The 24963-nt window shown below is 67.5% G+C and carries 25 protein-coding genes and 1 tRNA gene; 21 read left to right on the top strand and 5 right to left on the bottom strand.

What is annotated here, in order from left to right; translation table 11 throughout:
• Nucleotides 1–138: 138 nt before the first annotated feature.
• The 4 genes from dnaX (at nt 139) to H7A87_RS05440 (ending at nt 3638) form a co-directional block, all read left to right on the top strand.
• Complete coding sequence (gene dnaX, locus H7A87_RS05425) at nt 139–2166, top strand: DNA polymerase III subunit gamma/tau (RefSeq protein WP_119129151.1); 2028 nt, start codon at nt 139–141, stop codon at nt 2164–2166.
• Between the two features lie 6 nt (nt 2167–2172).
• Nucleotides 2173–2493: a YbaB/EbfC family nucleoid-associated protein gene (locus tag H7A87_RS05430; RefSeq protein WP_005913896.1), complete on the top strand. Its 321-nt coding sequence runs from the start codon at nt 2173–2175 to the stop codon at nt 2491–2493.
• 104 nt (nt 2494–2597) lie between these two features.
• Entirely contained in the window at nt 2598–3191 is a 594-nt protein-coding gene (gene recR / locus H7A87_RS05435; RefSeq protein ID WP_047130396.1) for a recombination mediator RecR, read from the top strand.
• A 96-nt stretch (nt 3192–3287) separates the two neighbouring features.
• A complete protein-coding gene (locus H7A87_RS05440; RefSeq protein WP_119129152.1) occupies nt 3288–3638 on the top strand; it encodes a histidine triad nucleotide-binding protein in 351 nt (116 codons plus the stop codon).
• Between the two features lie 109 nt (nt 3639–3747).
• Here the strand turns inward: H7A87_RS05440 and H7A87_RS05445 are convergent, their stop codons facing one another.
• The 4 genes from H7A87_RS05445 to H7A87_RS05460 are packed head-to-tail and all read right to left on the bottom strand — an operon-like array spanning nt 3748 to nt 8138.
• Nucleotides 3748–4281 carry a Slp family lipoprotein gene (locus tag H7A87_RS05445; protein ID WP_024938444.1) on the bottom strand — a complete coding sequence of 178 codons (534 nt, stop codon included), beginning with the start codon at nt 4279–4281 and terminating at the stop codon, nt 3748–3750.
• The gene (locus H7A87_RS05450) at nt 4278–6230 is read right to left on the bottom strand and encodes a DUF3488 and transglutaminase-like domain-containing protein (RefSeq protein ID WP_119129153.1); all 1953 of its coding nucleotides are present in this window, start codon (nt 6228–6230) and stop codon (nt 4278–4280) included. The genes H7A87_RS05445 and H7A87_RS05450 overlap by 4 nt, the downstream gene beginning before the upstream one ends.
• Nucleotides 6223–7179: a DUF58 domain-containing protein gene (locus H7A87_RS05455; protein WP_047130400.1), complete on the bottom strand. Its 957-nt coding sequence runs from the start codon at nt 7177–7179 to the stop codon at nt 6223–6225. Before H7A87_RS05455 ends, H7A87_RS05450 begins: the two co-directional genes overlap by 8 nt.
• Before the next feature lie 5 nt (nt 7180–7184).
• Nucleotides 7185–8138, bottom strand: a complete 954-nt coding sequence (locus H7A87_RS05460) for a MoxR family ATPase (RefSeq protein WP_115047984.1) — start codon at nt 8136–8138, stop codon at nt 7185–7187.
• 36 nt (nt 8139–8174) lie between these two features.
• Here H7A87_RS05460 and H7A87_RS05465 point away from each other — a divergent pair, with 36 nt between their 5' ends.
• From H7A87_RS05465 to H7A87_RS05475, 3 genes are read left to right on the top strand one after another with little or no spacing between them, the layout of a single operon-like run.
• Nucleotides 8175–10016 carry a glycosyltransferase family 39 protein gene (locus H7A87_RS05465; RefSeq protein ID WP_164740267.1) on the top strand — a complete coding sequence of 614 codons (1842 nt, stop codon included), beginning with the start codon at nt 8175–8177 and terminating at the stop codon, nt 10014–10016.
• 8 nt (nt 10017–10024) lie between these two features.
• Nucleotides 10025–11020, top strand: a complete 996-nt coding sequence (locus H7A87_RS05470; protein ID WP_180496895.1) for a glycosyltransferase family 2 protein — start codon at nt 10025–10027, stop codon at nt 11018–11020.
• Entirely contained in the window at nt 11020–12852 is a 1833-nt protein-coding gene (locus H7A87_RS05475) for a hypothetical protein (RefSeq protein ID WP_180496896.1), read from the top strand. Before H7A87_RS05470 ends, H7A87_RS05475 begins: the two co-directional genes overlap by 1 nt.
• A gap of 112 nt (nt 12853–12964) precedes the next feature.
• Here H7A87_RS05475 and H7A87_RS05480 read toward each other — a convergent pair whose 3' ends face one another.
• The gene (locus tag H7A87_RS05480; protein WP_119129155.1) at nt 12965–13540 is read right to left on the bottom strand and encodes a Maf family nucleotide pyrophosphatase; all 576 of its coding nucleotides are present in this window, start codon (nt 13538–13540) and stop codon (nt 12965–12967) included.
• 109 nt (nt 13541–13649) lie between these two features.
• Between H7A87_RS05480 and H7A87_RS05485 the strand changes: the two genes are divergently transcribed.
• The 14 genes from H7A87_RS05485 (at nt 13650) to H7A87_RS05550 (ending at nt 24913) form a co-directional block, all read left to right on the top strand.
• Complete coding sequence (locus H7A87_RS05485; protein ID WP_047130404.1) at nt 13650–14159, top strand: YceD family protein; 510 nt, start codon at nt 13650–13652, stop codon at nt 14157–14159.
• Between the two features lie 97 nt (nt 14160–14256).
• Nucleotides 14257–14451 carry a 50S ribosomal protein L32 gene (rpmF, locus tag H7A87_RS05490; protein ID WP_003483870.1) on the top strand — a complete coding sequence of 65 codons (195 nt, stop codon included), beginning with the start codon at nt 14257–14259 and terminating at the stop codon, nt 14449–14451.
• A 90-nt stretch (nt 14452–14541) separates the two neighbouring features.
• Complete coding sequence (locus H7A87_RS05495; RefSeq protein ID WP_119129156.1) at nt 14542–15519, top strand: beta-ketoacyl-ACP synthase III; 978 nt, start codon at nt 14542–14544, stop codon at nt 15517–15519.
• A gap of 60 nt (nt 15520–15579) precedes the next feature.
• Nucleotides 15580–16362, top strand: coding sequence for a serine/threonine protein phosphatase (locus tag H7A87_RS05500; RefSeq protein WP_119129157.1), 783 nt, complete (start codon nt 15580–15582; stop codon nt 16360–16362).
• 104 nt (nt 16363–16466) lie between these two features.
• A complete protein-coding gene (fabD, locus tag H7A87_RS05505; RefSeq protein ID WP_119129158.1) occupies nt 16467–17411 on the top strand; it encodes an ACP S-malonyltransferase in 945 nt (314 codons plus the stop codon).
• Nucleotides 17412–17493: 82 nt separating this feature from the next.
• Nucleotides 17494–18237: a 3-oxoacyl-ACP reductase FabG gene (gene fabG, locus H7A87_RS05510; RefSeq protein WP_047130408.1), complete on the top strand. Its 744-nt coding sequence runs from the start codon at nt 17494–17496 to the stop codon at nt 18235–18237.
• A 156-nt stretch (nt 18238–18393) separates the two neighbouring features.
• Nucleotides 18394–18633, top strand: coding sequence for an acyl carrier protein (acpP, locus tag H7A87_RS05515; protein ID WP_002814322.1), 240 nt, complete (start codon nt 18394–18396; stop codon nt 18631–18633).
• A 141-nt stretch (nt 18634–18774) separates the two neighbouring features.
• The gene (gene fabF, locus H7A87_RS05520) at nt 18775–20010 is read left to right on the top strand and encodes a beta-ketoacyl-ACP synthase II (RefSeq protein WP_119129159.1); all 1236 of its coding nucleotides are present in this window, start codon (nt 18775–18777) and stop codon (nt 20008–20010) included.
• 180 nt (nt 20011–20190) lie between these two features.
• Entirely contained in the window at nt 20191–21546 is a 1356-nt protein-coding gene (locus tag H7A87_RS05525; protein WP_119129160.1) for an aminodeoxychorismate synthase component I, read from the top strand.
• A 60-nt stretch (nt 21547–21606) separates the two neighbouring features.
• Nucleotides 21607–22671, top strand: a complete 1065-nt coding sequence (gene mltG, locus H7A87_RS05530; RefSeq protein ID WP_119129161.1) for an endolytic transglycosylase MltG — start codon at nt 21607–21609, stop codon at nt 22669–22671.
• Nucleotides 22668–23627: a DNA polymerase III subunit delta' gene (locus tag H7A87_RS05535; protein WP_119129162.1), complete on the top strand. Its 960-nt coding sequence runs from the start codon at nt 22668–22670 to the stop codon at nt 23625–23627. Before mltG ends, H7A87_RS05535 begins: the two co-directional genes overlap by 4 nt.
• A complete protein-coding gene (locus tag H7A87_RS05540; protein ID WP_026064467.1) occupies nt 23624–23977 on the top strand; it encodes a PilZ domain-containing protein in 354 nt (117 codons plus the stop codon). Before H7A87_RS05535 ends, H7A87_RS05540 begins: the two co-directional genes overlap by 4 nt.
• 227 nt (nt 23978–24204) lie before the next feature.
• Nucleotides 24205–24279 (top strand) — tRNA-Val (locus H7A87_RS05545).
• Nucleotides 24280–24586: 307 nt separating this feature from the next.
• Nucleotides 24587–24913, top strand: coding sequence for a hypothetical protein (locus H7A87_RS05550; RefSeq protein WP_119129163.1), 327 nt, complete (start codon nt 24587–24589; stop codon nt 24911–24913).
• The last annotated feature ends 50 nt before the right edge of the window (nt 24914–24963 follow it).

Here is a 24963-nt window from a genome sequence, read left to right on the forward strand (position 1 = left end):
GCCAGCGCTGCTGTCTGGCCGGTCACCGACCCTGCTGCGGCGGTCCACCGGTCCGGGAGGCGGCGGGCACGACGGCCGCTGAACGACCCACTTGACGCGCCGTGGCACAATATCGGTTCAGAGGAAGCTGGTTGCCCGATGTCTTATCTCGTTCTCGCCCGCAAGTGGCGCCCGAAGCGTTTTGCCGAACTCGTAGGCCAGGAACACGTGGTCCGCGCGCTCAGTAACGCGCTCGACAGTGGGCGGGTGCATCACGCGTTCTTGTTCACCGGCACCCGCGGCGTGGGCAAGACCACGATTGCGCGCATTTTCGCCAAATCGCTGAACTGCGAGACCGGCACCAGTGCCGATCCGTGCGGCCAGTGCCCGGCCTGCCTGGATATCGACGCCGGCCGCTATATCGACCTGCTGGAAATCGACGCCGCGTCCAACACCGGCGTGGACGATGTGCGCGAGGTGATCGAGAACGCGCAGTACATGCCCTCGCGCGGCAAGTTCAAGGTCTATCTGATCGACGAAGTGCACATGCTCTCCAAGGCGGCGTTCAATGCGCTGCTGAAGACGCTGGAAGAGCCGCCGGAGCACGTGAAGTTCCTGCTGGCCACCACCGATCCGCAGAAGCTGCCGGTGACCGTGCTGTCGCGCTGCCTGCAGTTCAACCTCAAGCGGCTGGACGAGGACCAGATCCAGGGCCAGATGACCCGGATCCTGGCCGCCGAGCAGATCGAGTCGGATCCGTCGGCGATCGTGCAGCTGTCCAAGGCCGCCGACGGCTCGCTGCGCGATGGCCTGTCGCTGCTCGACCAGGCCATTGCCTATGCCGGCGGCGCACTGCGCGAGGAGGTGGTGCGCACCATGCTCGGCACGGTCGATCGCACCCAGGTCGGGGCGATGCTGCAGTCGCTGACCGATGGCGATGGCGCGCGCCTGATGCAGGTGGTTGCGGCGCTGGCCGAATTCTCGCCCGACTGGAGCGGCGTGCTGGAGGCGCTGGCCGAGGCCTTGCACCGCATCCAGGTGCAGCAGTTGGTGCCGTCGGTGGCCTTTGTCGGCGATGGCATCGACCCGACCGCCTATGCCGCGCAGCTGCGTCCGGAAGTGGTGCAGCTGTGGTACCAGATGGCGCTCAACGGCCGCCGCGATCTGTATCTGGCGCCGAGTCCGCGCGCCGGGTTCGAGATGGCGGTGCTGCGCATGCTGGCCTTCCGCCCTGCGGCGGCGGTGCCGGCTGGCGGCAGTGACGATGGACGTGGTGCCAATGCCGGCGGTCACGCGCGTTCTGCGGCAACTGGCGTGCAGGCCGCCGCACCGGTGGCAGCCGCGCCTGCGCCTGCAGCCGTGGGACAGCCGGCAGGGTTGAAGGAAGCCGTACCTGCTGCCGTGGCTGCGGTCGTCGCACCGGCCCCGGCCACTGCTGCGCCAGCCCCCGTCGTGGTATTGCCCGCTGTGGAAGCAGCGACCGACAGCCGTCCATCCACAGCTCCCGCGCGCAGCGACGACACGCCGCCTTGGGCGATGGACGATGCGCCGGTGCGCGCCAACGCTGCCCCCGTCCCCGCAGCGCCGCGTGCGCCCGCGCCGGAAGCGGCAATGGCGCCACCCGTGGCAGCCGATACGGCATTGCCCGCTGCGGTCGCGCCCGACGCTGCCGTGGCAGTTCCTGCCGCCGCCGTGGCTCCAGCACCTGCAGCGCCGGTGCTGCAGATGCCACCGGCGGCTGCGCCTTCCGTGCCGGCGCCGGCAACCGAGCCGTCGGTCCTGCTCGACGACGGCCGCATCGCCGACGCCGAGCAGTGGCTGGAGCTGGTTACCCGCAGTGGCCTGAACGGTCCCTCGCGACAGCTCGCTGCCAATGCCGCCTTCCTCGACCATCGCGACGGCGTACTGCGTCTGGCGCTGGCGCCGGGCTTCGAATACCTCAATTCCGAGCGTTCCATCGCCAACCTTGCGCAGGCGCTCGCGCCCGAGTTGGGAAACACGCCGCGCATCGTCATCGAAACCGGCAACGCCGATGTCGAGACCCTGCACGAGCGGGCCAATCGCCAGAAAGGCGAGCGCCAGAGCGCGGCCGAAACAGCATTCATGAACGACCCGAATGTGCAGCAGCTGATCCAGCAGCAAGGCGCGCGGGTCGTGCCCGATTCCATCCGCCCTTACGACGAGTAACGACACATGCGTGGGAATATTGCCCAATTGATGCAGCAGGCGCAGAAGATGCAGGAAAACCTGCAGCGCGCCCAGGAAGAACTGGCCAAGCTGGAAGTCACCGGCACCGCCGGCGGCGGCATGGTCAGCGTGACGCTGACCGGCGCCAAGGAGTGCCGCAAGGTCCGCATCGACCCGAGCATCCTCTCCGACCAGGAAATGGCCGAGGACCTGATCGCCGCCGCCTTCAACGACGCCTCCAACAAGATCGACGCCGAGTCCAAGGACCGCATGGGCTCGGCCACCGCCGGCATGCAGCTGCCGCCGGGCATGAAGTTGCCGTTCTGAGAGGCGCGGAATCGGGAGTGGGGAATCGGGAATCGTAAGAGCGAGATTGTCTTTGGCTTTTGCGATTCCCCAATCCCGATTCCCGATTCCCGATTCCCAACCCAATGTCCTCTCTTCTCGAACAACTGATCGAGGCCTTCCGGGTGTTGCCGGGTGTGGGCCAGAAATCGGCCCAGCGCATGGCCTACCACGTGCTCGAACGCGAGCGCGAGGGTGGGCGTCGGCTGGCTGCCGCATTGGCCAATGCGGTGGAGAAGGTCGGCCATTGTGTGCAATGCCGCGACTTCACCGAGTCGGAGATCTGCGCGATCTGTGCCAGCAGCAGTCGCGACCGGCAGCAGCTGTGCGTGGTGGAATCGCCGGCCGATCGCCTGGCGATCGAACACGCCACCGGCTACCGCGGGCTGTACTTCATCCTGCAGGGCCGGCTGTCGCCGCTGGATGGTATCGGCCCGCGCGAGCTGGGGCTGGACCGGCTCGGCGAGCGTCTGGCCGCCGGTGAAGTCACCGAAATGATCATCGCCACCAATGCCACCGTGGAAGGCGAGGCAACCGCGCATTACCTGGCGCAGCTGGCCCGCCAGCATGCGGTGCGTCCAAGTCGTCTCGCGCAGGGCATGCCGCTGGGCGGCGAGCTGGAATACGTGGATCGCGGCACCTTGTCGCATGCCTTTGGCACCCGCAGTGAGGTGCTTTGAGCGCCGGGAATCGGGAGTGGGGAATCGGGAATTGGAAAAGCGAAAACAGTAGCGCACGCGGTAAGCTCTTGCGATTACCCATTCCCCATTTCCACCATGTCCGACACCATCTTCGGCAAGATCATTCGTCGCGAAATCCCGGCCAGCATCGTCTATGAAGACGAGGAGGTGCTGGGCTTTCAGGACATCGCACCGCAGGCGCCGGTGCATGTGCTGTTCATTCCCAAACAGTACGCCATTCCCACGCTGGACGATGTGCCGCCCGAGCAGGCGTTGCTGGTGGGCAAGCTCGCACTTGCCGCAGCGTCATATGCCCGCGCGCAGGGACTGGCGCAGGACGGCTATCGCATCGTGATGAACTGTCGCGAGCATGCCGGCCAGACCGTGTTCCATATCCACCTGCATCTGCTGGCCGGCGCGCCGCTGGGACGTTTCGGCACGCCCTGACCTCGTTGCGCGAGCGAGCGCATGCGCCTGTTCGAGCAGCCGAGACGCACACGCAAAAACGCCGCTCCCTGGGAGCGGCGTTTTTGCGTGTCACTGACTCAGCAGCCGGTTACCACCAGCCGCGGCCCCAGCCCCAGCCACCGCCCCAGCGCGGACCCCACGGGTCTCCCCACGGGCCGTACGGGTAGGCCGGCACCACGTCCACTTCGCGCACGACCGGCCACAGATAGACCACGTCGGCATTGACCTTGGGCAGCTTGTAGTCGTACTCGCCGATCTTGGTGGTTTCATAGCCTTCGATCTTGCCGATGAAGGTCACTTCGCGGCCCGGCTCAAACACGGCCGGATCGTAGAAGCCCGAGCGGCACGCCAGGAAGCGGCCATCGCTGGCGTCCACGGCGTTGCGGTCCGGGCGGCCGCTGGCATTGAGCGGGCGCGAGATCAACTCGAAGCAGGTCTGGCCCTGCCCGGGTTTGGTCTGGATGATCTTGCCGCCCCAGCGCACCGACGTGCCGACCTGGGCGCTGGCGGTGGAATCGCTCGGACTGACCGTAGGGAACTGCCCCTGCAGCGGCTTGGGCGCGGTGGCACAGGCGGCGAGCCCGAGCACGGCGACAATGGGAAGGAGAAAGCGGGTACTCATGAGGAAGCTCCGGTTCGCGGGCGATGCTGCTGCAGATCTTTGAGGAGTGAGGCGCTGTCCGAATCAGCGCCAGCGTAGCGCGCGGCAGCGAAACGTTGGCTGAGCGCCAACAATGCCGGATTGGGGTGTGAACAGGCGACACGCTGCGCCCAGGCGATGGCCGGTTCGTGCGGTTCGCGGGCCAGGCCGAGCTTGCCGTAGCGGCGGCCCAGGCGATGCCAGGCACGCAGTAGCGGGTCGCGCTCACGCTCGCCGCGCGCCAGCAGCCAGCCCATCCATGCAAGTGCGCTGACCGCGAAGATGCCGAAGATAGCGGCCAGTTGCGAGGTGTCCAGGCGATCGATGCCGAACGGCTGCAACAGCCGTTGCTGGCGGTCCGCATCGAAGGACAGCACCAGGTCGTTCCAGCCCCGGCGCAGCAGGTCGCTGACCTGGCCGAGGCTGGCCCACATCCCGAGCTGGGCGAAATTGTTGCCCGCCCCGACCTGCACGCGGTCTTCCAGCGTGTCGTAGATGCGTTCCGGTGCCACGGCAGCGGTGGGGTCCACCCGCACCCAGCCGCGCCCGGCCAGCCAGACCTCGGTCCAGGCATGCGCATCCATGCGCCGCACAACCCAGTAATTGCCGAAGCCGTTGTAGGTGCCGCCGGCATAGCCGGTGACCACGCGCGCCGGGATGCCGGCCGCGCGCATCAGCACCACGAACGAAGAGCTGAAGTGCTCGCAGAACCCGGCCTTTTGCTGGAACAGGAATTCGTCGACGCTGTTGCGGCCGAGCAGGGGGGTATCCAGGGTGTAGGCGAACTCGCGGGTGATCCACTGCAGCGCCCGCTGCACCACGGCATCGTCGTTGCCGCCGGCCTCGCTGCGCCATTGCCGTGCCAGCGTGAGCGTGCGTGGATTGAAGCCCGGCGGCAGCGCGAGCGCGCGCTTGCGCAACTGGTCGGGCAGGTCGGTGTCGAAGCGGGCCGGTGGTGCCGATTGCAGCTCCCAGCGGGTCAGCGCACTCAATGGCCGCCGTGCGAACAGTTCGTAGTCGGGCGACAGATCGGCATTGGCCACCGCCTGCGTGGGCAGGTCCAGCGACACCAGTTGGCGACGATCGGTGGGCTCGTAATCCAGGCGATAGCGATAAGTCTGCGGCCCGGCAGTGACCGATGCCGGTTGGCTGCGGCCGGTCCAGCGCGCGCGCTGCCAGGTGCGGCCGTCGAAGTCCCACATCACCGGCCCGCGCCAGTAGCGTTGTTGCGGCGGTGGCGCCGTGCCGGTGAACTGCACGCGCAGCGCCGGGCTGTCGTCGGCCATCAGGTCGATCCATTCGCCCGGCGACATGTCGTCCGACAGGCCAGGCCGCGACAGCGCGCGCTCGGGCACGCCCCACAGCGGGGAGCTCAGGCGCGGCAGCAGCCAGAACGTGGCCAGCGCCAGCGGCACACCGATGGCGACCAGCTTGCCGATGCTGCGCAGTTGCAGCCGCAGCCCAGGCGTGGCGGTGCGGTGTTCCTCGTCGGCCAGCCGTTGCATGCTCAGCAGTGCGCTCACCACCGCCAGCAGTGCCAGCCCCATCGTCGCCGGCCCCTGGTCGAGAAGAAACGCCGCGAACGGGGCGAACAACGCAAAGCCGAGCAGGCTGCGCGCATCGCGCAGGGTGCGCAGCTCGGAGGCCTTGATCGCCAGCATCGACGCCAGTACTGCGCAACCGGTGTCGCGGCCGAAGCGCATGCCGATCTGCCAGTACACCGCGCCCAGCATCGCCACCACCAGCAACACCCGCACCGGTGCCATCAGGGTGGCGCGCCAGCTCAGCACGCCGACCAGCACGGCGGCCACGGCAATGGTGCCGGCGAGCAGGCCAGGCAGCTGCAGCAGCAACGGCGCCAGTGCCAGCCAGCTGGTGACTAGCACCCAGCCGCGGCTGGCCTGGGTGATCGGGACGGATGGCTCAGTCATGGGGAAGCAGGGCCAGGGCGCGCAGACACAGGTGATGGTGGGAGCTGCCTTGTGCGGGCCCCAGCGGCGGCTGGCCCGGCAGCAGCAGGCGGTAGCGCCGCCCGTCGCGTTCGGCCAGGTTGACCCAGCGCGCCAGCCGCGCAATGCGGCGCTCGTACGGCAGCGCGTTGAGCGTGCGCCAGTCCAGCGTGACTTCGATGCCCAGGGGTTGCTCGTACTCGCGCACCAGCAGACTGTCGCGGCGCGCCGAGTGCTTCCAGGAAATCGTGCGTGGCGCATCGCCGGCGCGATACGGGCGCAGCTGGTGCAACTCCTCGCCTTGCGGGTGCAGGCGGGTCTGGTTGGGCGAACCGGCGCCCTCTGGCAATGCCGGCCCCTGTTCTTCGGGCTTGGGATAGGCCAGCAGCGGCGTTTCCGGCCAGACCCACGACCAGGCGCGCACCAGCCCCAGTGGCTGGGTGCTGGACAGGCGGATGCGTTCGATGTCCTGCCAGCCGCGCCGTTCGGTGGGCACCAGCAGGTCGACCTCGGCCATGTCGTGCGCGAGCAACGCACAGAAGCCGCTGCTGTCCAGATGATCCAGGCGCAGCCCACGCCGTGCGCGGGTGTCGCGACGTGCCAGCGACACCCGCATGCGCAACGGCTCGCCGGCGACCACCGGTTCGGCCGAGACCGCCTCGATGCGCAGCGCCGACAGCTGCAGGTGCGCCATGATGCTGCTGGCAATCCCGGCGGTGGCCAGCAACAGCGCCAGCAGCAGGGCCGGGTTGTTGTTGTAGTTCAATGCGCCCAGCAGCATCGCCAGCAGCAAGGCGGTGACGAACAGCCCGAAGCGCGTCGGCAGCACGTAGATGCGCCGCCGATCCAGCACGATCGGCAAGGCCTCCGCGCCCCGCGGGCGCGCCAGCAGGCTGAGTCGGCGGCCGATGCCGCGCACGTGCGCACGCACCGGGATCAGTCCACCGGCACGCTGTGCAGCAGCGCCTTGGCCAGCGCTGGCCCGGACGATGATTCGGCCTCCGGCACCAGCCGGTGCCCGGCCACGGCCACGAACAGCGCCTGCACGTCTTCCGGCAGCACGTGCTCACGCCCGAGCAGCAGCGCATAGGCCTTGGCCGCACGCAGCAGCGCGATGCCGGCACGCGGCGACAGCCCCACGCGCACCCCGGCGTGCTGGCGGCTGCGCAGCAGCAAGGCCTGCACATAGCCGATCAGCGCATCGCTGGTATGGATCTGGCCCACCACCGTGCGCAGCGCCACCACGTCGGTGTCGCTGAGTTGCGGCGCCGCCTGGGCGATCAATTCGCGCCGGTCCACGCCCGACAGCAGCGCGCGCTCGGCATCGGCGCTGGGATAGCCCAGGCTGAGCCGCAGCAAGAAGCGATCCAGTTGCGAATCCGGCAGCGGGAAGGTGCCGGACAGATCGACCGGGTTCTGCGTGGCGATCACGAAGAACGGCTCCGGCAACGCATGGGTGACGCCATCGAGCGTGACCTGCTGTTCGGCCATGGCCTCCAGCAGCGAGCTTTGCGTGCGCGGCGGGGCGCGATTGATTTCATCGGCCAGCAGCACGTTGGTGAACACCGGGCCCGGATGGAACTGGAACTGGCGTGAGGCGGCGTCGTAGACCGACACGCCCAGCACGTCTGCCGGCAGCAGGTCGGAGGTGAACTGCACGCGCTGGAAGCCCAGCCCCAGGCTGGAGGCCATCGCGTGGGCGAGGGTGGTCTTGCCCAGGCCGGGCAGATCCTCGATCAGCAGATGGCCGCCGGACAGCAGCGCCACGAACGCCAGACGCACTTCCTGCGCCTTGCCCAACAGCAGCGAATTGACCTGGTCTTGTGCGCGCCGCAGCGATTGGCGCAGCGCATCGGTTAGCATTTCCGTGGAACGCAGCGGTATCGACATCACAATTCCGTAGGTGGAAGAAGAGTGCACAGGGCAATGCAGGGGGACCAACGCGCACATCGCACCTTCGTGATCCTGTGGACACTGGCGACGGCCGTCAAGCTGTTGATCGCCGCGCGGCTGCCGCTGTTCGTCGACGAGGCGTTCTACTGGCAGGAAGGCCAGCATCTGGCCGCCGCGTATTCGGATCTGCCGGGCATGACGGCCTGGCTGGCGCGGCTGGGCGTGGAACTGGGCGGGCATCACCTGCTGGCCCTGCGCCTGCCGTTTCTGGCCATTTCCGCGCTGATTCCCTGGTTGATCGCGCATATCGCCACGCGCTGGTTCGGCTCCACGCTGGGCTGGCAGGCCGGCAGCCTGACCTTGCTGATGCCGCTGTCGGCCACGCTGGGCATCCTGGCGGTGCCGGATGTGCCGATGGCGCTGGCGGCGGTGCTGTGCATGGATGCCGGCGCGCGGCTGCTGCGCGAGGTCGATGCCACCAGTGCGCTCGAGCTCGCCATCGGCCTGGTGATCGGCGCGCTCAGTCACTACCGTTTTGCCGGCGTGATCGGTGTGGGCTGCATCGCGCTGCTGTGCATCCCGCAGGGGCGTGCGGTCATGCGCGACCCGCGCATCTGGATGGCGCTGACGGTGGGCGCGGTGAGCTGGCTGCCGCTGCTGTTCTGGAATACCGAGCACGACGAGGCCGGGCTGCGCTTCCAGCTGGTCGACCGGCATCCGTGGCGTTTCCAGGTCACCGGGCTGTGGTTCTTGCTGATACAAGCGGTGCTGGTGACCCCGCCGCTGGCCTGGGCGATGCTCAAGGTCGGTCTGGCCGGCACGCGCGCCGGCGGTGGTTCGCGGGCGCAATGGCGCTATTTCGGCCTGCTGGGCGGGATTTCGACGGTGGCGATCTTCGTGCTCGGTTTCTTCAGCGATGCCGAGCGGATCAGTTTCCACTGGCCGCTGCCGGGCTACCTGGCCTTGCTGGTTGCGGTGCCGGTGATCCTGATGCGTTGGCCGCATACGCTGCGTCGCGCGGCCTGGGTGATCGCGCTGCTCGGCACCCTGGGGGCGTATGGCTATTACCTGGCGGTGTCGGTGCCGTCGCTTCGCGCGCATGCGGCCGGCGAAAAATACTATCCGCGCAACTTCGCCGGGTGGCAGGACCTGGCGCGCGCGGTCAAGACCCGGCTGGCGCAGATGCCGCCGGGTACGCGCGTACTGGCGGAAAATTTCAAGGTCGGTGCCGAGCTGGGCTTCCAGTTGCACGATGCCAATGTCGAGGTGCTGCGTGCAGAGTTGAACGATAAGCACGGGCGCAGCGCGCAGTTGTTGCAATGGGGGCTGCTCAGTGACGGCACGCGCAACGGGCCGCGGCTGCTGGTGCTCTCGCCCAGCGATCAGCGTTATCGCGACCTGCTGAAGCGCTATCACGCCATCTGCGAGATGGTCGGGCCGCTGCCGCCGCCCACCGTGGTGTCCACCGATCACGGCTACCAGCGCTTCCTGCTGTTCGCGCTGCCGGCGCAGCGCCAGCCCGGGCCGTGCATCGCCCCGGCGATGGCCTGGATCGATACGCCGCTGCCGGACGTGCAGGTGTCCGGGCAGGTGCAGGTGCGTGGCTGGGCGTTCAAGGATGGCGTCGGCCTGTCGAATGTGGAGCTGCTGCTGGACGGGCGTCCGGTCGCGCAGGCCGAGTACGGCACGCTGCTGGATGTGCGCCCGTACTGGAAGATCTCCACCGACCCGCAGCATCCCAATGTCGGTTTCAGCGCCACCTTCGACACGCATGCGCTGCCGCCGGGCACGCATTGGCTGGGACTGCGCCTGCACGGCCACGACGGCAGCGTCGAGGACTGGTGGGAACAGCCCATTACCATTTCCACACCTTAGATCACGCAATGACCGATGCCATGACTGTTGTCCCTCCCGTGCCTGTGCCCGGGATCCGAATCGCCGTGCTGGTGCCCTGCCATAACGAGGCGGCCACGGTCGCCTCGGTGGTCGGCGCGTTTGCGACTGCCTTGCCGGGCGCGGCGATCCATGTGCTGGACAACAATTCCAGCGATGCCACCGCGACAGTCGCGGCGGCGGCGGGCGCGCAGGTCAATCGCGTGGCATTGCAGGGCAAGGGCAATGTGGTGCGGCGTGGCTTCGCCGATGTGGAGGCCGACATCTACGTGCTGGTCGATGGCGATGCGACGTACGATGCGGCTGCCGCACCGGTGCTGGTGCGCAAGCTGATCGACGAGCGCCTGGACATGGTGGTCGGGGCGCGGCGCGATCAGCAGCAGGCCGCGTATCGGCCCGGTCATCGTATCGGCAACGTGTTGCTGACGCGTTGCGCGGGGCTGCTGTTCGGTCGCAGCTTCGACGACATGCTGTCCGGCTATCGCGTGTTCTCCCGGCGCTACGTCAAATCCTTCGCTGCGCATGCGCACGGATTCGAAACCGAAACCGAACTGGCCGTGCACGCATTGCAGCTGCGCATGCCGGTGGCCGAGGTCGAAACCGCCTACGGCGTGCGCCCGGAAGGCTCGCAAAGCAAGTTGAACACCTGGCGCGACGGCTGGCGCATCCTCACCACCATCGCCAAGCTGTTCAAGGCCGAGCGGCCGTTGTTGTTCTTCTCCATCGGCTTTGTGCTTAGCGCCACGTTGTCGATCGTGCTGGCGATTCCGTTGTTCGAGACTTATTTCCAGACCGGACTGGTGCCGCGGTTCCCCACGGCGATCCTGTGCGTGGCGCTGATGCTGCTGGGTTTCCTGCTGCTGGCGTGCGGGCTGATCCTGGACACGGTCACGCGCGGACGCGTCGAGGCCAAGCATCTGGCGTATCTGGCCGAGCCGGGCGTCGCCATTCTCGTGGCGCCGCGTGCGCCTGTAGCTGCCCGCTGATGGCAGCCATCGCGACATCGACACCGGTGGGCCGGCGACAGCGGCTGTTGGGTTGGGCCGATCGCCAGTTCGGCTTTCATTCGCCACGCCAGATCGCCGCAGCGGTGACGGCGGTCGTGCTGCTGGGTGCGCTGCTCTCGCTTGGGCTGGGCCAGGACGCCAACTGGGACCTGCGCAACTACCACCTCTATATTGGCGATGCCTGGGCACATGATCGGCTGGGCGTGGATCTGGCGTCGGCGCAGATGCAGAGTTACTTCAGCCCATTGCTCGATGCCCTGCATGCCTGGCTGATGCTGCAGCTTCCCGGGCCGGTGGTCGGGCTGCTGCTGGGCGGCTTGCATGCGCTGGTGTTCGTTCCGGTGGCGGCAGTGGCATGGCGCGTACTGGCCGGGCAAGCGCGGCGCGCGCAGTGGGCGCCGCTGCTAGCAGTGGCCGGCATGTGCAGCGCGGTGTTTCTGTCCGAACTTGGCGGCACCATGGGCGATACCGCCAGTGCGATCCCTGTGCTGGCAGCGTTGGCGCTGGTGTTGTCAGCGCAAGCGCGTGCGCGGCACGGTGCGCACGCTGTGCATCGATGGGCCATCGCTGGCGCACTGATGGGTCTGGCCGTCTCGCTCAAGCTCACCAATGCGCTCTACGCGTTGGCGTTGGTGCCGGCGGTCCTTTGCGATGGCGAGCGGATGCGCTCGCGCGTGCTGGGCCTCGGCGTGCTGGCCGGCGTTGCGGTGCTGGTGTTGGTGCTGATAGCCGGGCCCTGGTATTGGCAGGTCTGGCAACACCTGGGCAATCCGCTGTTTCCGCAGTTCAACGGAGTCTTCAAATCGCCGCTGGCGCAGCCGGTGTCGATCGCCGATGTGCGGTGGTTGCCGCGTAATCTCGGCGAGCAGCTGATCTGGCCGCTGCTGTTTACCTTCAAGCCGCAGCGGATCGGTGATCTCGGTCTGGTGCAAGCCGGTTGGGCGGTGCTGTATGCGGTGACGCTGGTCGCTGCAGGACGCGGCGTGCTGCGCCGGCCCGTACGGCAGGTTGGGCTGGATCGCTCGGCCATGGTCCTGCTGATGTTCTTCAGCGTTGCTTACGCGCTGTGGCAGGCCATTTTCAGCATTCATCGCTATCTGGTGGTGCTGGAGCTGCTTGCGCCCTTGGTGCTCTGGATCGTGTGTCGGCACGCATTCGCCACACGCGCCGATCGCAAGGCGGCCTGGTTGATCGGGCTATGCGCCCTGGTCGCGGTGGTCGGGTGGAAAGATTGGGGGCATGAAGCCTGGGCCCGCGACAGCTTCCAGGTGCAGCAACCGGCGATGGGCGAACCTGCCGCCTCCACGGTGTTGCTGGTCGGCGACGAGCCGCAATCCTGGCGGGTGCCGCTGCTTCCGCGGCAGGCGCGGTATATCGGTGTGGCGACGAATATCGCCGAGACCGACCAGTACCGGCAGCGCGTGCGCACGCTGATTGCCGAGCGGCCGCAGCTATACGCCATGTTGGGCGCGGCGCGCGACAAGCAGCAACTGCGGGTCGACCGGATGAATCGCTGGGCGCAGCAGCTGGGGTGGAGCGTGCAACCGCAATGCACGCACCTGCGCTGGTTGATCGCGCGCGGCCTGCGCGCCGAGCTGGATGCATCTCAGCCGGGCCGCTGCGTACTCAACATTGCCAAGGGCAGGGCGGCGGACATCGCCGCTGCAGACCGTGCCGTGCGCGAGGCCGCGCAGCAGCGCCTGGCCGCGTACGGGCTGACGCTGGACCCTGCGCGCTGCCGCACGCTGTCCTCGCATGTGGGGCAGGCCGACTATCCGTATCAGTTCTGCCCGCTGGCTCGGCCCGATTAAGGCCGTATGCGGCCGAATCCGCTTGCATGGATGCCGGGACTGGGGACTCGGGATTTTTGCTGCTGCCCGATCTTTCCGTGTGCGGCCTCCACGCTCGGCCGCAATGCAACTCCTACGGAATCTCGAACCCCGCCTGCCGTAGCAGCCGTGCCAGCGCGATCAGCGGCAGGCCGACCAGGGCGGTGGGGTCCTGCGAGCGAATGGCGTCGAACAGGCTGATGCCGAAGCTCTCGCACTTGAAGCTGCCGGCGCAATCCAGTGCGGGCTCGGCGGCCAGGTAGCGATCGATTTCGGCGCGCGTCAGGGGGCGCAGCTGCACCTCGGTCAGGTCCAGCGCGTGCGTGGTGCGGCCAGGGCCGACCAGGCTCACTGCCGTATGGAAGCGCACCACGCGGCCGGACATCGCCGTCAGCTGCGCATGCGCCCGCTCCAGCGTGCCCGGTTTGCCCAGGGCCTGGCCGTCCAGGTCGGCGACCTGGTCCGAACCGATCACCCAGGCGTCGGGCGCCTGCGCGGCCACCGCCGCCGCCTTTTCCGCGGCCAGCCGGCTGGCCAGCGCGTCCGGGGCCTCCCCGGGGTGCGCCTGCTCGTCGACCTCCGGCCGGGCGGTGGTGAAGTCCAGTCGCAGCCGGCCAAGCAGCTCGCGCCGATAGACTGAGGTGGAGGCAAGAATCAGGCGTGGCATCATGGGCGCTGCGTCGGACGGGTAGGGAAGTCTGCCAGCCTTGGCGCCGTGCCAGGTGCGTGAATAGGGGTATTTGACAGGGCGTCGGCGGATCTTTAACATTCTGCGGCTTATGTCCGCGAACGTACCCGAAATGCTGGATGCTTGGCGGATGGTCGCAGCGCGCAGGCGCTTCGATGGCCGCATCCCGCTCTCTGCGATGACCCGCCTGCAAGGCAGCCTGGTCGATACCGAGGGCGAGTGTGTCTACTCGCTCCAGTTCGATCAGGACAGCCTGTTGAAGGTTGCCTACGTCGAGCTCAGTGTCGATGTCGAGCTTCCGCTGGCCTGCCAGCGCAGCCTGCAGCGTTTCCTGTATCCGGTACAAATCAGGCAGCGTCTTGGTTTGATCCGTGACGAAGCCGACGAAGCGGCGTTGCCGGCCGAGTACGAAGCCTTGCTGGTGCCGGAAGATGGCATGCTGCGGGCCGCAGACCTGGTCGAGGACGAGCTGGTCCTGTCGATCCCGGTGGTGCCGATGGCGCCGGGCAGCGAGGCCGTCGAGGCCGAGTGGGTTCCGACCCAGGAAGAGCAAGACAAGGCCAGTCCGTTCGCGGCGCTGGCAGCGTTCAAAAAACAGTAACCGCCGCTGTGAAGGGCGGAAAGACAGGTCGGCGCGGGCGTGAAGCGTCCAGTTCGACTCGACAGACAAGTTATCGAACTTAAGTTGGAGCAATCCCATGGCTGTGCAGAAATCCCGAGTTACCCCGTCGCGTCGCGGCCAGCGTCGTTCGCACGATGCCCTGACCGCCAAGCAGCTGTCGACCGATCCGACCAGCGGCGAGATCCATCTGCGCCACCACATCACCGCTGACGGTTACTACCGCGGCAAGAAGGTGATTGCGACCAAGTCGTCGGCCGTCCAAGAAGATTGATTCGTGGCACCCGGCGCGTTCGACGCCGCCGGGTGACCCTCGCTTCTTCCGGAGCCGCCGATCACCGCGGCTCTTGCAACAGGGAACAGTATGAGCAAGCGGATCTATTCCAGAATCGCGGGCACGGGTAGCTATTTGCCCGAAAAGGTGTTGACCAACGACGACATGTCCAAGATCGTCGACACCAGCGATGAATGGATCTTCTCGCGCACTGGTATCCGTGAGCGTCACATCGTCGCCGACGACCAGACCACCAGCGACCTGGCGTATTTCGCCTCGTTGAAGGCGATGGAAGCGGCCGGCGTGACCGCCGACGAGATCGACTTGATCGTTGTCGGCACCACCACCCCAGACCTGATTTTCCCGTCCACTGCCTGCCTGCTGCAGGCGCGGCTGGGCAATGTCGGCTGCGGTGCCTTCGACGTCAACGCGGCGTGCTCGGGCTTTGTCTATGCGCTCAGCGTGGCCGACAAATTCGTGCGCAGTGGCGATGCCAAGACCGTGCTGGTGGTGGGCGCCGAAACCCTGACCCGCATCGTCGACTGGACCGATCGCACCACCTGCGTGTTGTTCGGCGACGGCGCTGGCGCGGTCGTGCTCAAGGCCGACGAAGACACCGGCATCCTCAGCACCCATCTGCATGCCGACGGCAGCAAGAAGGAACTGCTGTGGGATCCGGTTGGCGTATCGGTGGGCTTCGGCGAGGGCAAGAACGGCGGCGGCGCGTTGCTGATGAAGGGCAACGACGTGTTCAAGTACGCAGTCAAGGCCCTGGATTCGGTGGTCGACGAGGCCCTGGCCGCCAATGGCTACGACAAGCACGACCTGGACTGGCTGATCCCGCATCAGGCCAACCTGCGCATCATAGAGGCCACCGCCAAGCGGCTGGATCTGCCGATGGAGCAAGTGGTCGTCACCGTGGACCGCCACGGCAATACCTCCTCGGCCTCGGTGCCGCTGGCGCTGGACGAAGCGGTGCGCTCCGGCCGCGTGCAGCGTGGTCAATTGCTGCTGCTGGAAGCATTCGGTGGCGGATTTACCTGGGGCTCGGCGCTGCTGCGCTACTGAGTCCGGCAGGCAGCGCCGCGTCCGCCGGCGCTGCCTGACAGCATCAGGGACGGGCCCGTCATGGCAGAACCCATCGTCATCGCCGGACAGCGCGTCTGGCTGAAGCAGTACCGCCGCCACAGCCGCGCGGTCTCGCTTGGAGCACTCAACTTCGTTGCCCGCCGCTGGGGCCTGGATGCCTTGCGTCCACCGCCGCACCGTGGCGGCGATGCTGCGCGCGATCTGGAGGCACGCCGGCTCGGCGAGCTGCAGGCGCAAGCGGTCAATGTGCCGCGCGTGGTCGGTTGCGGACAGGCGGCCCTGGTGCTCAGCGACAACGGGCGTTCCTTTGCCAGTTGCCTGCGCGAGGCCGATGCGCCCGAGCGCGACCGGCTGGTTTCGCTGGCGGTGGCGGCCATCGCCGATGCCCATCGCGATGGCGCCTATTTCGGCCAGCCGCTTCCGCGCAACATGACCTTCGACGGGCAGGCGGTCGGCTTCATCGATTTCGAGGAAGACCCGCTGGAAGTGATGGACCTGGCGCAGGCCCAGGCGCGCGACTGGCTGGTGTTCGGCTACGGGGTGGCCAAGTACTACCGCGGCCGCCGCGCGGTGCTGCAGCGGTTGATGACGTGCGCCTTCGATGCGGCCGGCCCGGCGGTGGCGGCGCATGCGCATGTGGTGACCGGGCGATTGCAGCGGTTTGCGCAGCTCACCGGCCGCCTGGGCCGCTCTGCCGGGGCGCTGGCGCGTGCCATCCTGGCCATCCACGCGGCAACCTCGCTCGGCGTCTTGCTGGTGCTGGTGATGTGCGTGGACTGGCTGGCCGATGGCGACATGGATCTGCTCAACGCCTTGCTGTAGGCGTGTCGGCGGCCCCGCTGGCGGGGGCTTGCATACGCGGCAGTACAGACGCCGGGACGATTTCGCACGTATCATCCCGGCTCGATTTTTGTAGGCAGCAACGCGTGACCGAATCCACTCTCGCCTTCGTGTTTCCCGGCCAGGGCTCGCAGTCCTTAGGGATGCTGGCCGAACTGTCCGAACTGCACCCGCAGATCCGCGAAACATTTGCCGAAGCCTCCGATGGCGCCGGCGTCGACCTGTGGGCCCTGTCCCAGGGCGGCCCGGAAGAGATGCTCAACCGCACCGAATACACCCAACCGGCCCTGCTGGCTGCGGGTGTGGCGGTCTGGCGGCTGTGGAATGCGCAGCGCGGGCAGCGCCCGGCGGTCCTGGCCGGGCACAGCCTGGGCGAATACACCGCGCTGGTCGCTGCCGGCGCCCTGTCGCTGCACGACGGCGCGCACCTGGTCCGGCTGCGCGGCCAGTTCATGCAGGCCGCCGCGCCGGCCGGTGTCGGCGCAATGGCGGCGGTACTGGGCGCCGAGGATGCGCTGGTGCAGGAGGTCTGTGCCGAGGCGGCAGGCAGCCAGGTGGTGGTGCCGGCCAATTTCAACTCGCCCGGTCAGATCGTGATCGGCGGCGATGCGGCGGCGGTGGATCGCGCGCTGGCCTTGCTGGCCGAGCGTGGCGTGCGCAAGGCTGTCAAGCTGGCGGTGAGCGTGCCCTCGCACACCCCGTTGATGCGCGATGCCGCCAACCAGCTCGCCGAAGCGATGGCCGGCCTGAGCTGGCACGCCCCGCAGATTCCGGTGGTGCAGAACGTCGATGCACGCGTGCACACCGGCAGCGAGGCGATTCGCCAGGCGCTGGCCGAGCAGTTGTACCTGCCGGTGCAGTGGACCGGCTGCGTGCAGGCATTGGCCGCCCAGGGCATCAGCCGGATCGCCGAATGCGGCCCCGGCAAGGTGCTGAGCGGGCTGATCAAGCGTATCGACAAGCGCCTGGACGCCCGTCCGCTGGCCACGCCGGCCGATTATGCCGGCGCGCTCGAGGCGTGGACCCACTGATTCGACGCACCTGCCGGTCCTGCCGGCAGCCCTCACCGCTCGCGGCTGCGGTCGCGCGCTTCCCACTCGAGGAACAGCATTCATGAGCAAGCCTCTGCAGGGCGAGATCGCCCTCGTCACCGGTGCCAGTCGCGGGATCGGCGCGGCCATCGCCGCGACGCTGGCCGCCCAGGGCGCCACCGTGATCGGCACCGCGACCTCGGCCTCCGGCGCTGCGGCGATCGGCGAGCGACTGGCTGCCGAAGGCGGCCACGGCCGTGAGCTCGATGTCACCGACGCTGCGGCGGTCGATGGCCTGATCGATGCGATCGGCAAGGAGTTCGGCGCGATCTCGATCCTGGTCAACAATGCCGGCATCACCCGCGACAACCTGCTGATGCGGATGAAGGACGACGACTGGCAGGCGATCATCGACACCAATCTGACCAGCGTGTTCCGCACCTCCAAGGCGGTGATGCGCGGCATGATGAAGGCGCGCAAGGGCCGTATCGTCAACATCGCCTCGGTGGTGGGCGTGACCGGCAATCCCGGCCAGACCAACTACGCCGCGGCCAAGGCCGGCATCATTGCGTTTTCCAAGTCGCTGGCCAAGGAGATCGGCTCGCGCGGGGTCACCGTGAATGTGGTGGCGCCCGGCTTCATCGATACCGACATGACCAAGGCGCTGCCGGACGAGGCCAAGGCCGCCTTGCTGCAGCAGATCGCGCTCGGCCACCTGGGCCAGCCGGACGACATCGCCAACGCGGTGGCGTTCCTGGCCGGCCCGAGTGCCGGCTACATCACCGGTGAGACCCTGCACGTCAACGGCGGCATGTACATGCCGTGAGCGTGCGGCGCCGGGAGGCGCTAAGTGGCTGATTGGCGGGGACTTGTGATGCAATGCAAGGCTCGGTCGCTTCCACTACACTATCCAACGCGGCCATCGCAGCGGCGATGGCGTTTTTTTCGTACCACCACTACTCCATCTGGAGCGATATCCCCAATGAGCACCATCGAAGAACGCGTCAAGAAAATCGTCGTCGAACAACTCGGCGTCAAGGAAGAGGAAGTCACCACCAGCGCATCGTTCGTCGATGACCTGGGTGCCGACTCGCTGGACACCGTCGAGCTGGTGATGGCGCTGGAAGAAGAGTTCGAGTGCGAGATCCCGGACGAAGAGGCTGAGAAGATCACCTCGGTCCAGCAGGCGATCGACTACGTCAAGGCTCACGTCAAGAGCTGATGCGTTGTTCCTGACTGCGGCGGCGTGCGTCAAGCCGTTGCTGCGTCAGACATTCCATGGGGCCGCTGATGCGGCCCTGTGTTTTTCAAGCGTCATCCGCAAACCGCAAGCACCGTCCGTTCCGTGGTGAGGAGATCTGCAATGAGTCGTCGTGTTGTCGTTACCGGCATGGGCATGGTGTCGCCGCTGGGCAATGATCTGGCCACCAGCTGGGATGGAATCATCCACGGGCGCTCAGGCATCGGCCCGATCACGCAGATCGATGCCTCGCAGTTCACCACCAAGATTGCCGGCGAGATCAAGAATTTCGATCCCACGCTGTTCGTGTCCGCCAAGGACGTCAAGAAGATGGATTCGTTCATCCATTACGGCGTCGGCGCCTCGTTCATGGCGCTGGACGATTCCGGCCTGGAAATCGACGAAAGCAATGCCGAACGCGTTGGCGCCATTCTCGGCTCCGGCATCGGCGGGCTGCTCGGTATCGAAGAGCAGACCATCAAATTCCACGAGGGCGGCGCGCGCAAGATTTCGCCGTTCTATGTGCCCAGCACCATCATCAACATGCTGCCGGGCCAGGTGAGCCTGATCAAGGGCCTGAAAGGCCCGACCTTCTCGGCGGTGTCGGCCTGCGCCACCTCCAACCATTCGATCGGCACCGCGATGCGCATGATCCAGCACGGCGATGCCGACGTGATGCTGGCCGGTGGCGCCGAGCGCGGCTCCTCGCCGAGTTCGGTGGGCGGCTTTTGCGCAATGAAGGCGATGTCCACCCGCAACGACAATCCGACCGGCGCTTCGCGTCCGTGGGACAAGCAGCGCGACGGCTTCGTGCTGGGCGACGGTGCCGGCGTGCTGGTGCTGGAAGAGTATGAACACGCCAAGGCGCGTGGCGCGCGCATCTATGCAGAACTGGTCGGCTTCGGCGCCAGCTCCGATGCCTTCCACATGACCGCGCCCAGCGAAGACGGCGAGGGCGCGGCGCGCAGCATGGCCGCGGCAATGCGCGATGCCAAGCTCAATCCCGAGCAGATCGGCTACCTCAATGCGCACGGCACCTCCACGCCGTTGGGCGATCTGGCAGAAACCCTGGCGATGAAGCGCGCGCTGGGCGACCACGCCTACAAGACCATGGTCAGCTCGACCAAGTCGATGACCGGCCATCTGCTCGGCGCGGCTGGCGGCGTGGAAGCGATCTTCTCGGTGATGGCGCTGCACACCGGCATCATTCCGCCGACCATCAACCTGGAAGAGCCCAGCGAAGGCTGCGACCTGGATTACGTGCCGAACGTGGCGCGCGAAGTGCAGGTGGACGCGGTGATGTCCAACGGCTTCGGCTTCGGCGGCACCAACGGCACGCTGGTGTTCAAGCGCATCTGAGATCACTGTGCGTGTGTACCGCGAGTGATGTCTCGCGGTACACGACGCATGGGATTCCGTCCGCCACACCCGGACAGTGGCGCTGCCGAACCTCGCTGCGCGACCTGACCCCTCTCATCATGCGTGCCCTGCCTCCATTGCAGGGTGGCGCGTCTTAGCACCCCACGCCACACCAGGCCGATGACGCTCACCAGACCCCTGCACGCGGACATCGACCTGCTGGCGCTGCATCGGCTGGCGCCGCAGCGCTATCCGGCACTGCTCGAATCCACTGCTTCCGGCACCGCCCACGGCCGCTGGGATGTGTTGTTGCTGGCAGACGGCGCAAGCCTGCGGCTGGATGCCGACGGGCGCACGCGCGACGGCGATGGACGGGTGCTGGAAGGCGGATTTCTGCAGGCACTGGATGCGGCCTGGCAGGCCGAGCGCCTGCCGCACGCTGCGACCGGCCCGTGGCCGTTTCGCGGTGGCTGGGCGGTGCTGCTGGATTACGAGCTGGCCGCGCAGGTCGAACCGATTCTGCAGCTACCCACGCGCAGCGATGGCTTGCCGAGCGCGCTGGCGCTGCGCGCACCGGCCGCGGTGCTGCGCGATCGGGTGCAGGGCCGCTGCATCGCGCTGGCCGAGCCGGGCCGTGCAGATCTGCTGACCCGCATCGTCGAGGACATCGCCGCCTGCGCCGCGCTACCGCCGTTGCCAGCGTGGGCCGGGCCGGTGGCTGTCGAAGAAGATGCGCCGGAGCGCTTTACCGCTGCCGTGGAGCGTGTGCTCGATTACCTGCGCGCCGGCGACGTGTTCCAGGCCAATATCTCGCGCGCCTGGCATGCGGCGTTTGCCGCTGCGGTCGATCCGGCGGCGTTGCATGCGCGCCTGCGCGCGGCCAATCCCGCCCCGTTTGCCGGCCTGTTCGTCGCGGCAGGACGCGTGGTGGTGAGTTCCTCGCCGGAGCGGCTGGTGTCGGTGCAGGGCAATGTGGTGCAGACGCGCCCGATCGCCGGTACCCGCGCGCGCTTTGCCGGCGACGACGATGCCGCGCGCATCCGCGAGCTGGTCGGCCATCCGAAGGAGCGCGCCGAGCACGTCATGTTGATCGACCTGGAACGCAACGACCTGGGGCGCATCTGCGCACCGGGCACGGTGGAGGTGGACGAGCTGATGGGCGTGGAAAGCTACGCGCATGTGCACCATATCGTCAGCAACGTGCGTGGCCGTCTGCGCCCCGACGTCACCCCGGGCGAGGTGGTTGCTGCGGTATTTCCGGGCGGCACCATCACCGGTTGCCCGAAGGTGCGCTGCATGCAGATCATCGCCGAGCTCGAAGGCACCGCGCGTGGCGCCTATACCGGCGCATTCGGCTGGCTCAATCGCGACGGCGACATGGATCTGAACATCCTGATCCGCACCGCCGAGGTGGCCGGGGACCAGGTGCATTTCCGCACCGGCGCCGGGATCGTGGTGGATTCGGACCCGCAGCGCGAACTGGACGAAACCCGCGCCAAGGCGCGCGGCGTGCTGCGCGCCTTCGACCAGGCATGAGCGCTTCAACGGGACATCACCGGCGCGCGGTATCCTGCGCGGCGCTGGGGCAATGACGAGGTGCGTGTGGCGGTGACTGGCAAACGTGGATGTCTGGCCGTGCTGGGCACGGCGCTGTTGCTTGCAGCGCTGCTGGCGATTGCGGCGGTGGTGGCGTGGCGGCATTACCTGCACTTTGCCCAGACGCCGGTGAGCGCGAGTGCGCCCAGTGTGGTGATCGCGCCCGGCGATTCACTCAAGGCCACGCTGCGCAAGTTGCGCGCCGCCGGCGTGGCACAGGGCACCGATCTGGAATGGCAGCTGCTCGCGCGCCAGGTCGATGCGGCAGGCAAACTCAAGGTGGGCGAATACGCGCTGGCCCCGGCGCTGTCGCCGCGCGAGCTGCTCGAACGCATGCGCCAGGGCCGGGTGATCCAGTACCGCTTCACGATCGTGGAAGGCTGGAACTTCCGCCAGCTGCGCGCCGCGATCGCCACCGCCACGCCGCTGCAGCAATCCATCGCTGCGCTGGACGATGCGGCGTTGATGGCGCGGCTGGGGTTCGCCAACCAGCACCCGGAAGGACGCTTCCTGCCGGAAACCTATCTCTACCAGCGCGGCGACAGCGATCTGGACGTGCTCAAGCGCGCTCACCTCGCCATGGACAAAGCGCTGGCGCAGGCCTGGGCGCAGCGCGCTGCCGATCTGCCGCTCAGCTCGCCGGAGCAGGCGTTGATCCTGGCCTCCATCATCGAAAAGGAAACCGCGCTGGGTGCGGAGCGTCCGCTGATTGCCGGCGTGTTCCTGCGCCGCCTGCAGCTGGGCATGAAGCTGCAGACCGACCCCACCGTGATCTACGGCATCGGCAGCAGCTACGACGGCAATATCCGCCGCCGCGACCTGACCACCGATACGCCGTACAACACCTACACCCGCACCGGCCTGACCCCGACCCCGATCGCCATGCCCGGCCGCGAGGCCTTGCTGGCGGCAGTGCGTCCGGCACCGGGGAATGCCCTGTACTTCGTGGCGGTCGGCGACGGCACGGGTGCGCACGTGTTCTCGGCCACCCTGGCCGAACACAACGCGGCGGTGGCGCGGTACCTGCAGCGTCGCCGCCTGCCGCAACCGGAGCCCACGCCATGACCACTGCGTTCTCACCCTGGCAGCAGCGCGCCTACGACCAGACGCTGGCGGCGCTGGACGCCGGCCGGCTTGGCCACGGCTTGCTGATCTGCGGGCCGGATGGCCTGGGCAAGCGTGCGGTGGCCCTGGCGCTGGCCGAGCACGTGCTGGCCAGCGCGCCGGACCCGGCGCTGGCGCAGCGCAGCCGGCAGCTGATCGCCGCCGGGACCCACCCGGATCTGCAGCTGATCTCGTTCATTCCCAACCGCACCGGCGACAAGCTGCGCACCGAGATCGTGATCGAGCAGGTGCGCGAGATTTCGCAAAAGCTCTCGTTGACCCCGCAGTACGGCATCGCCCAGATCGTGATCGTCGACCCGGCCGATGCGATCAATCGCGCTGCCTGCAACGCGCTGCTCAAGACGCTGGAAGAACCCTCGCCGGGGCGCTACCTGTGGCTGATCAGCGCGCAGCCGGCACGCTTGCCGGCGACCATCCGCAGCCGCTGCCAGCGGCTGGAATTCAAGCTGCCGCCCGCGCACGAGGCGCTGGCCTGGCTGCTGTCGCAGGGCGTCGACGAGCGGGCTGCGCAGGAAGCGCTGGACGCCGCGCGCGGTCATCCGGGGCTTGCGGCGCAGTGGCTGCGCGAGGATGGCCTGGCGGTGCGGCGCGCGGTGGCGCAGGACCTGGAACAGATCGCCGCCGGGCGCGCCGGCGCAGTGGAGGTTGCGCAGCGCTGGACCAACGACGGCCAGGCCGACCAACGGCTGCGCCACGCGGCGGACCTTGCGCTGGCACAGGCATCGGCCGGCTTGACCGATCCATCGCGGTTGCACAAGCTGGCGACCTGGTTCGACGCCGCCAATCGCACCCGCGACCTGCTGCGCACCACCGTCCGCGCCGATCTGGCGGTGACGGAATTGTTGCTGGCCTGGCGCGAGGGAGAGCGTCCGGCACGTTCTAGGGGAACTCGATGAGTGCAATGAATGCACGCCAGGGCATTTTGTCGCTGGCGTTGAAGGACAAGCCGGCGCTCTACAGCGCCTACATGCCGTTCGTGAAAGGTGGCGGCATCTTCGTGCCCACGCCCAAGCGCTACATGCTCGGCGACGAAGTCTTCCTGCTGCTGACCCTGCCGGACTCCAGCGAACGCCTGCCGGTTGCCGGCAAGGTCATCTGGACCACCCCGGCCGGTGCGCAGGGCAACCGCGCCGCCGGCATCGGCGTGCAGTTCCCGGACGGCCAGGAAGGCGAGAGCGTGCGCAACAAGATCGAGACGCTGCTGGCGGGATTGACGACCTCCGACAAGCCGACGCACACGATGTGATGCGGCGCGCTGCGGTCGCGCGCGTGATCGCCGTTGTCTGGCGCGGGGCATCGACGGGCGTATCGGGCATCTGACGGCGCCGAATCGACTGCCACAGCGTCGCGCCAGGGAGTCATGGCGCCACGCCCAGCCACCGGAATGGGGCGTTTTCGAGCGCATTGCCGCCGTCGCCGATGAACCTGTTGACGATCGCCGCAGCTGCCCTATAATGTGCGGCTCGCGTCACCGGGCGGTTAGCTCAGCGGTAGAGCATTGCCTTCACACGGCAAGGGTCACAAGTTCGAACCTTGTACCGCCCACCATCGAAATCCAGCAACAACAAGGGTTTCAACGCGAGAAGAAGAGCCGGCCATGCGCCGGCTTTTTTGTTTTCCTGAAGGCGCTCCTGCAACCGCCTTGGGCGTCTGGCTCGCTTGAAGTGATGTGGACCAGCCGATGCCGTCAAATCGCAGGTGTCGCCGCTATCCGTGCGAGTGGGATGCAGAGCCCGTTGATCCCAACGACTTGTTCAAGTCGCTGACAGGCCTGTTCATCCGGTTGTGCCTGCTTGTTGCAGGCGCGGGAACGAATCGCCATCCTGCAGTCCCCCGCGTTGAAGAAGGAGTGGCGATGAAGGCGCTGCTTGGAAGTGCTCTGGTTGCGATGGCGTTGCTGGCCGGCTGTGCACGCGATGTGGGCGAGCAGTACGTGGGCAGGTGGGTCAACACGACGTCGGAGAAGAACGTGCTCAGCATCGAGCACAACGGCGAGAGCTTCATCATTCGCGATACCACGCCGGAGCGGCTCGGCGGCGGCGTCAGGACGAAGAATCATCCGGCGATCTTGAACAAGGGCGTGCTGCAGGTGTCCGGCGCCGATGGCACCGTCAACTATGCGATCGACCAGGCGACCGGGCACCTGAGTACGGGCGATACCGAGTACATGCGGGTCAAGTGATCGCTGCGCACTCGTTCAATGGGTGGGTGCTGGGTAGCGGCGCTGCGTGT

It is taken from the genome of Xanthomonas sp. CPBF 426, assembly GCF_903989465.1.
In the GTDB taxonomy this organism is placed as follows: Bacteria; Pseudomonadota; Gammaproteobacteria; order Xanthomonadales; family Xanthomonadaceae; genus Xanthomonas; species Xanthomonas euroxanthea.

Coding starts and splice junctions, on each gene's coding strand:
- H7A87_RS05525 (WP_119129160.1), top strand. CDS start 20,191: ATGACGCTCACCAGACCCCTGCACGCGGACATCGACCTGCTGGCGCTG.
- H7A87_RS05480 (WP_119129155.1), bottom strand. CDS start 13,540: ATGATGCCACGCCTGATTCTTGCCTCCACCTCAGTCTATCGGCGCGAG.
- acpP (WP_002814322.1), top strand. CDS start 18,394: ATGAGCACCATCGAAGAACGCGTCAAGAAAATCGTCGTCGAACAACTC.
- H7A87_RS05445 (WP_024938444.1), bottom strand. CDS start 4,281: ATGAGTACCCGCTTTCTCCTTCCCATTGTCGCCGTGCTCGGGCTCGCC.
- H7A87_RS05475 (WP_180496896.1), top strand. CDS start 11,020: ATGGCAGCCATCGCGACATCGACACCGGTGGGCCGGCGACAGCGGCTG.
- H7A87_RS05540 (WP_026064467.1), top strand. CDS start 23,624: ATGAGTGCAATGAATGCACGCCAGGGCATTTTGTCGCTGGCGTTGAAG.
- H7A87_RS05460 (WP_115047984.1), bottom strand. CDS start 8,138: ATGTCGATACCGCTGCGTTCCACGGAAATGCTAACCGATGCGCTGCGC.
- fabF (WP_119129159.1), top strand. CDS start 18,775: ATGAGTCGTCGTGTTGTCGTTACCGGCATGGGCATGGTGTCGCCGCTG.
- recR (WP_047130396.1), top strand. CDS start 2,598: ATGTCCTCTCTTCTCGAACAACTGATCGAGGCCTTCCGGGTGTTGCCG.
- fabG (WP_047130408.1), top strand. CDS start 17,494: ATGAGCAAGCCTCTGCAGGGCGAGATCGCCCTCGTCACCGGTGCCAGT.
- H7A87_RS05470 (WP_180496895.1), top strand. CDS start 10,025: ATGACCGATGCCATGACTGTTGTCCCTCCCGTGCCTGTGCCCGGGATC.
- H7A87_RS05430 (WP_005913896.1), top strand. CDS start 2,173: ATGCGTGGGAATATTGCCCAATTGATGCAGCAGGCGCAGAAGATGCAG.
- rpmF (WP_003483870.1), top strand. CDS start 14,257: ATGGCTGTGCAGAAATCCCGAGTTACCCCGTCGCGTCGCGGCCAGCGT.
- H7A87_RS05550 (WP_119129163.1), top strand. CDS start 24,587: ATGAAGGCGCTGCTTGGAAGTGCTCTGGTTGCGATGGCGTTGCTGGCC.
- H7A87_RS05495 (WP_119129156.1), top strand. CDS start 14,542: ATGAGCAAGCGGATCTATTCCAGAATCGCGGGCACGGGTAGCTATTTG.
- dnaX (WP_119129151.1), top strand. CDS start 139: ATGTCTTATCTCGTTCTCGCCCGCAAGTGGCGCCCGAAGCGTTTTGCC.
- H7A87_RS05465 (WP_164740267.1), top strand. CDS start 8,175: ATGCAGGGGGACCAACGCGCACATCGCACCTTCGTGATCCTGTGGACA.
- H7A87_RS05440 (WP_119129152.1), top strand. CDS start 3,288: ATGTCCGACACCATCTTCGGCAAGATCATTCGTCGCGAAATCCCGGCC.
- H7A87_RS05450 (WP_119129153.1), bottom strand. CDS start 6,230: ATGACTGAGCCATCCGTCCCGATCACCCAGGCCAGCCGCGGCTGGGTG.
- H7A87_RS05485 (WP_047130404.1), top strand. CDS start 13,650: ATGTCCGCGAACGTACCCGAAATGCTGGATGCTTGGCGGATGGTCGCA.
- H7A87_RS05500 (WP_119129157.1), top strand. CDS start 15,580: ATGGCAGAACCCATCGTCATCGCCGGACAGCGCGTCTGGCTGAAGCAG.
- H7A87_RS05535 (WP_119129162.1), top strand. CDS start 22,668: ATGACCACTGCGTTCTCACCCTGGCAGCAGCGCGCCTACGACCAGACG.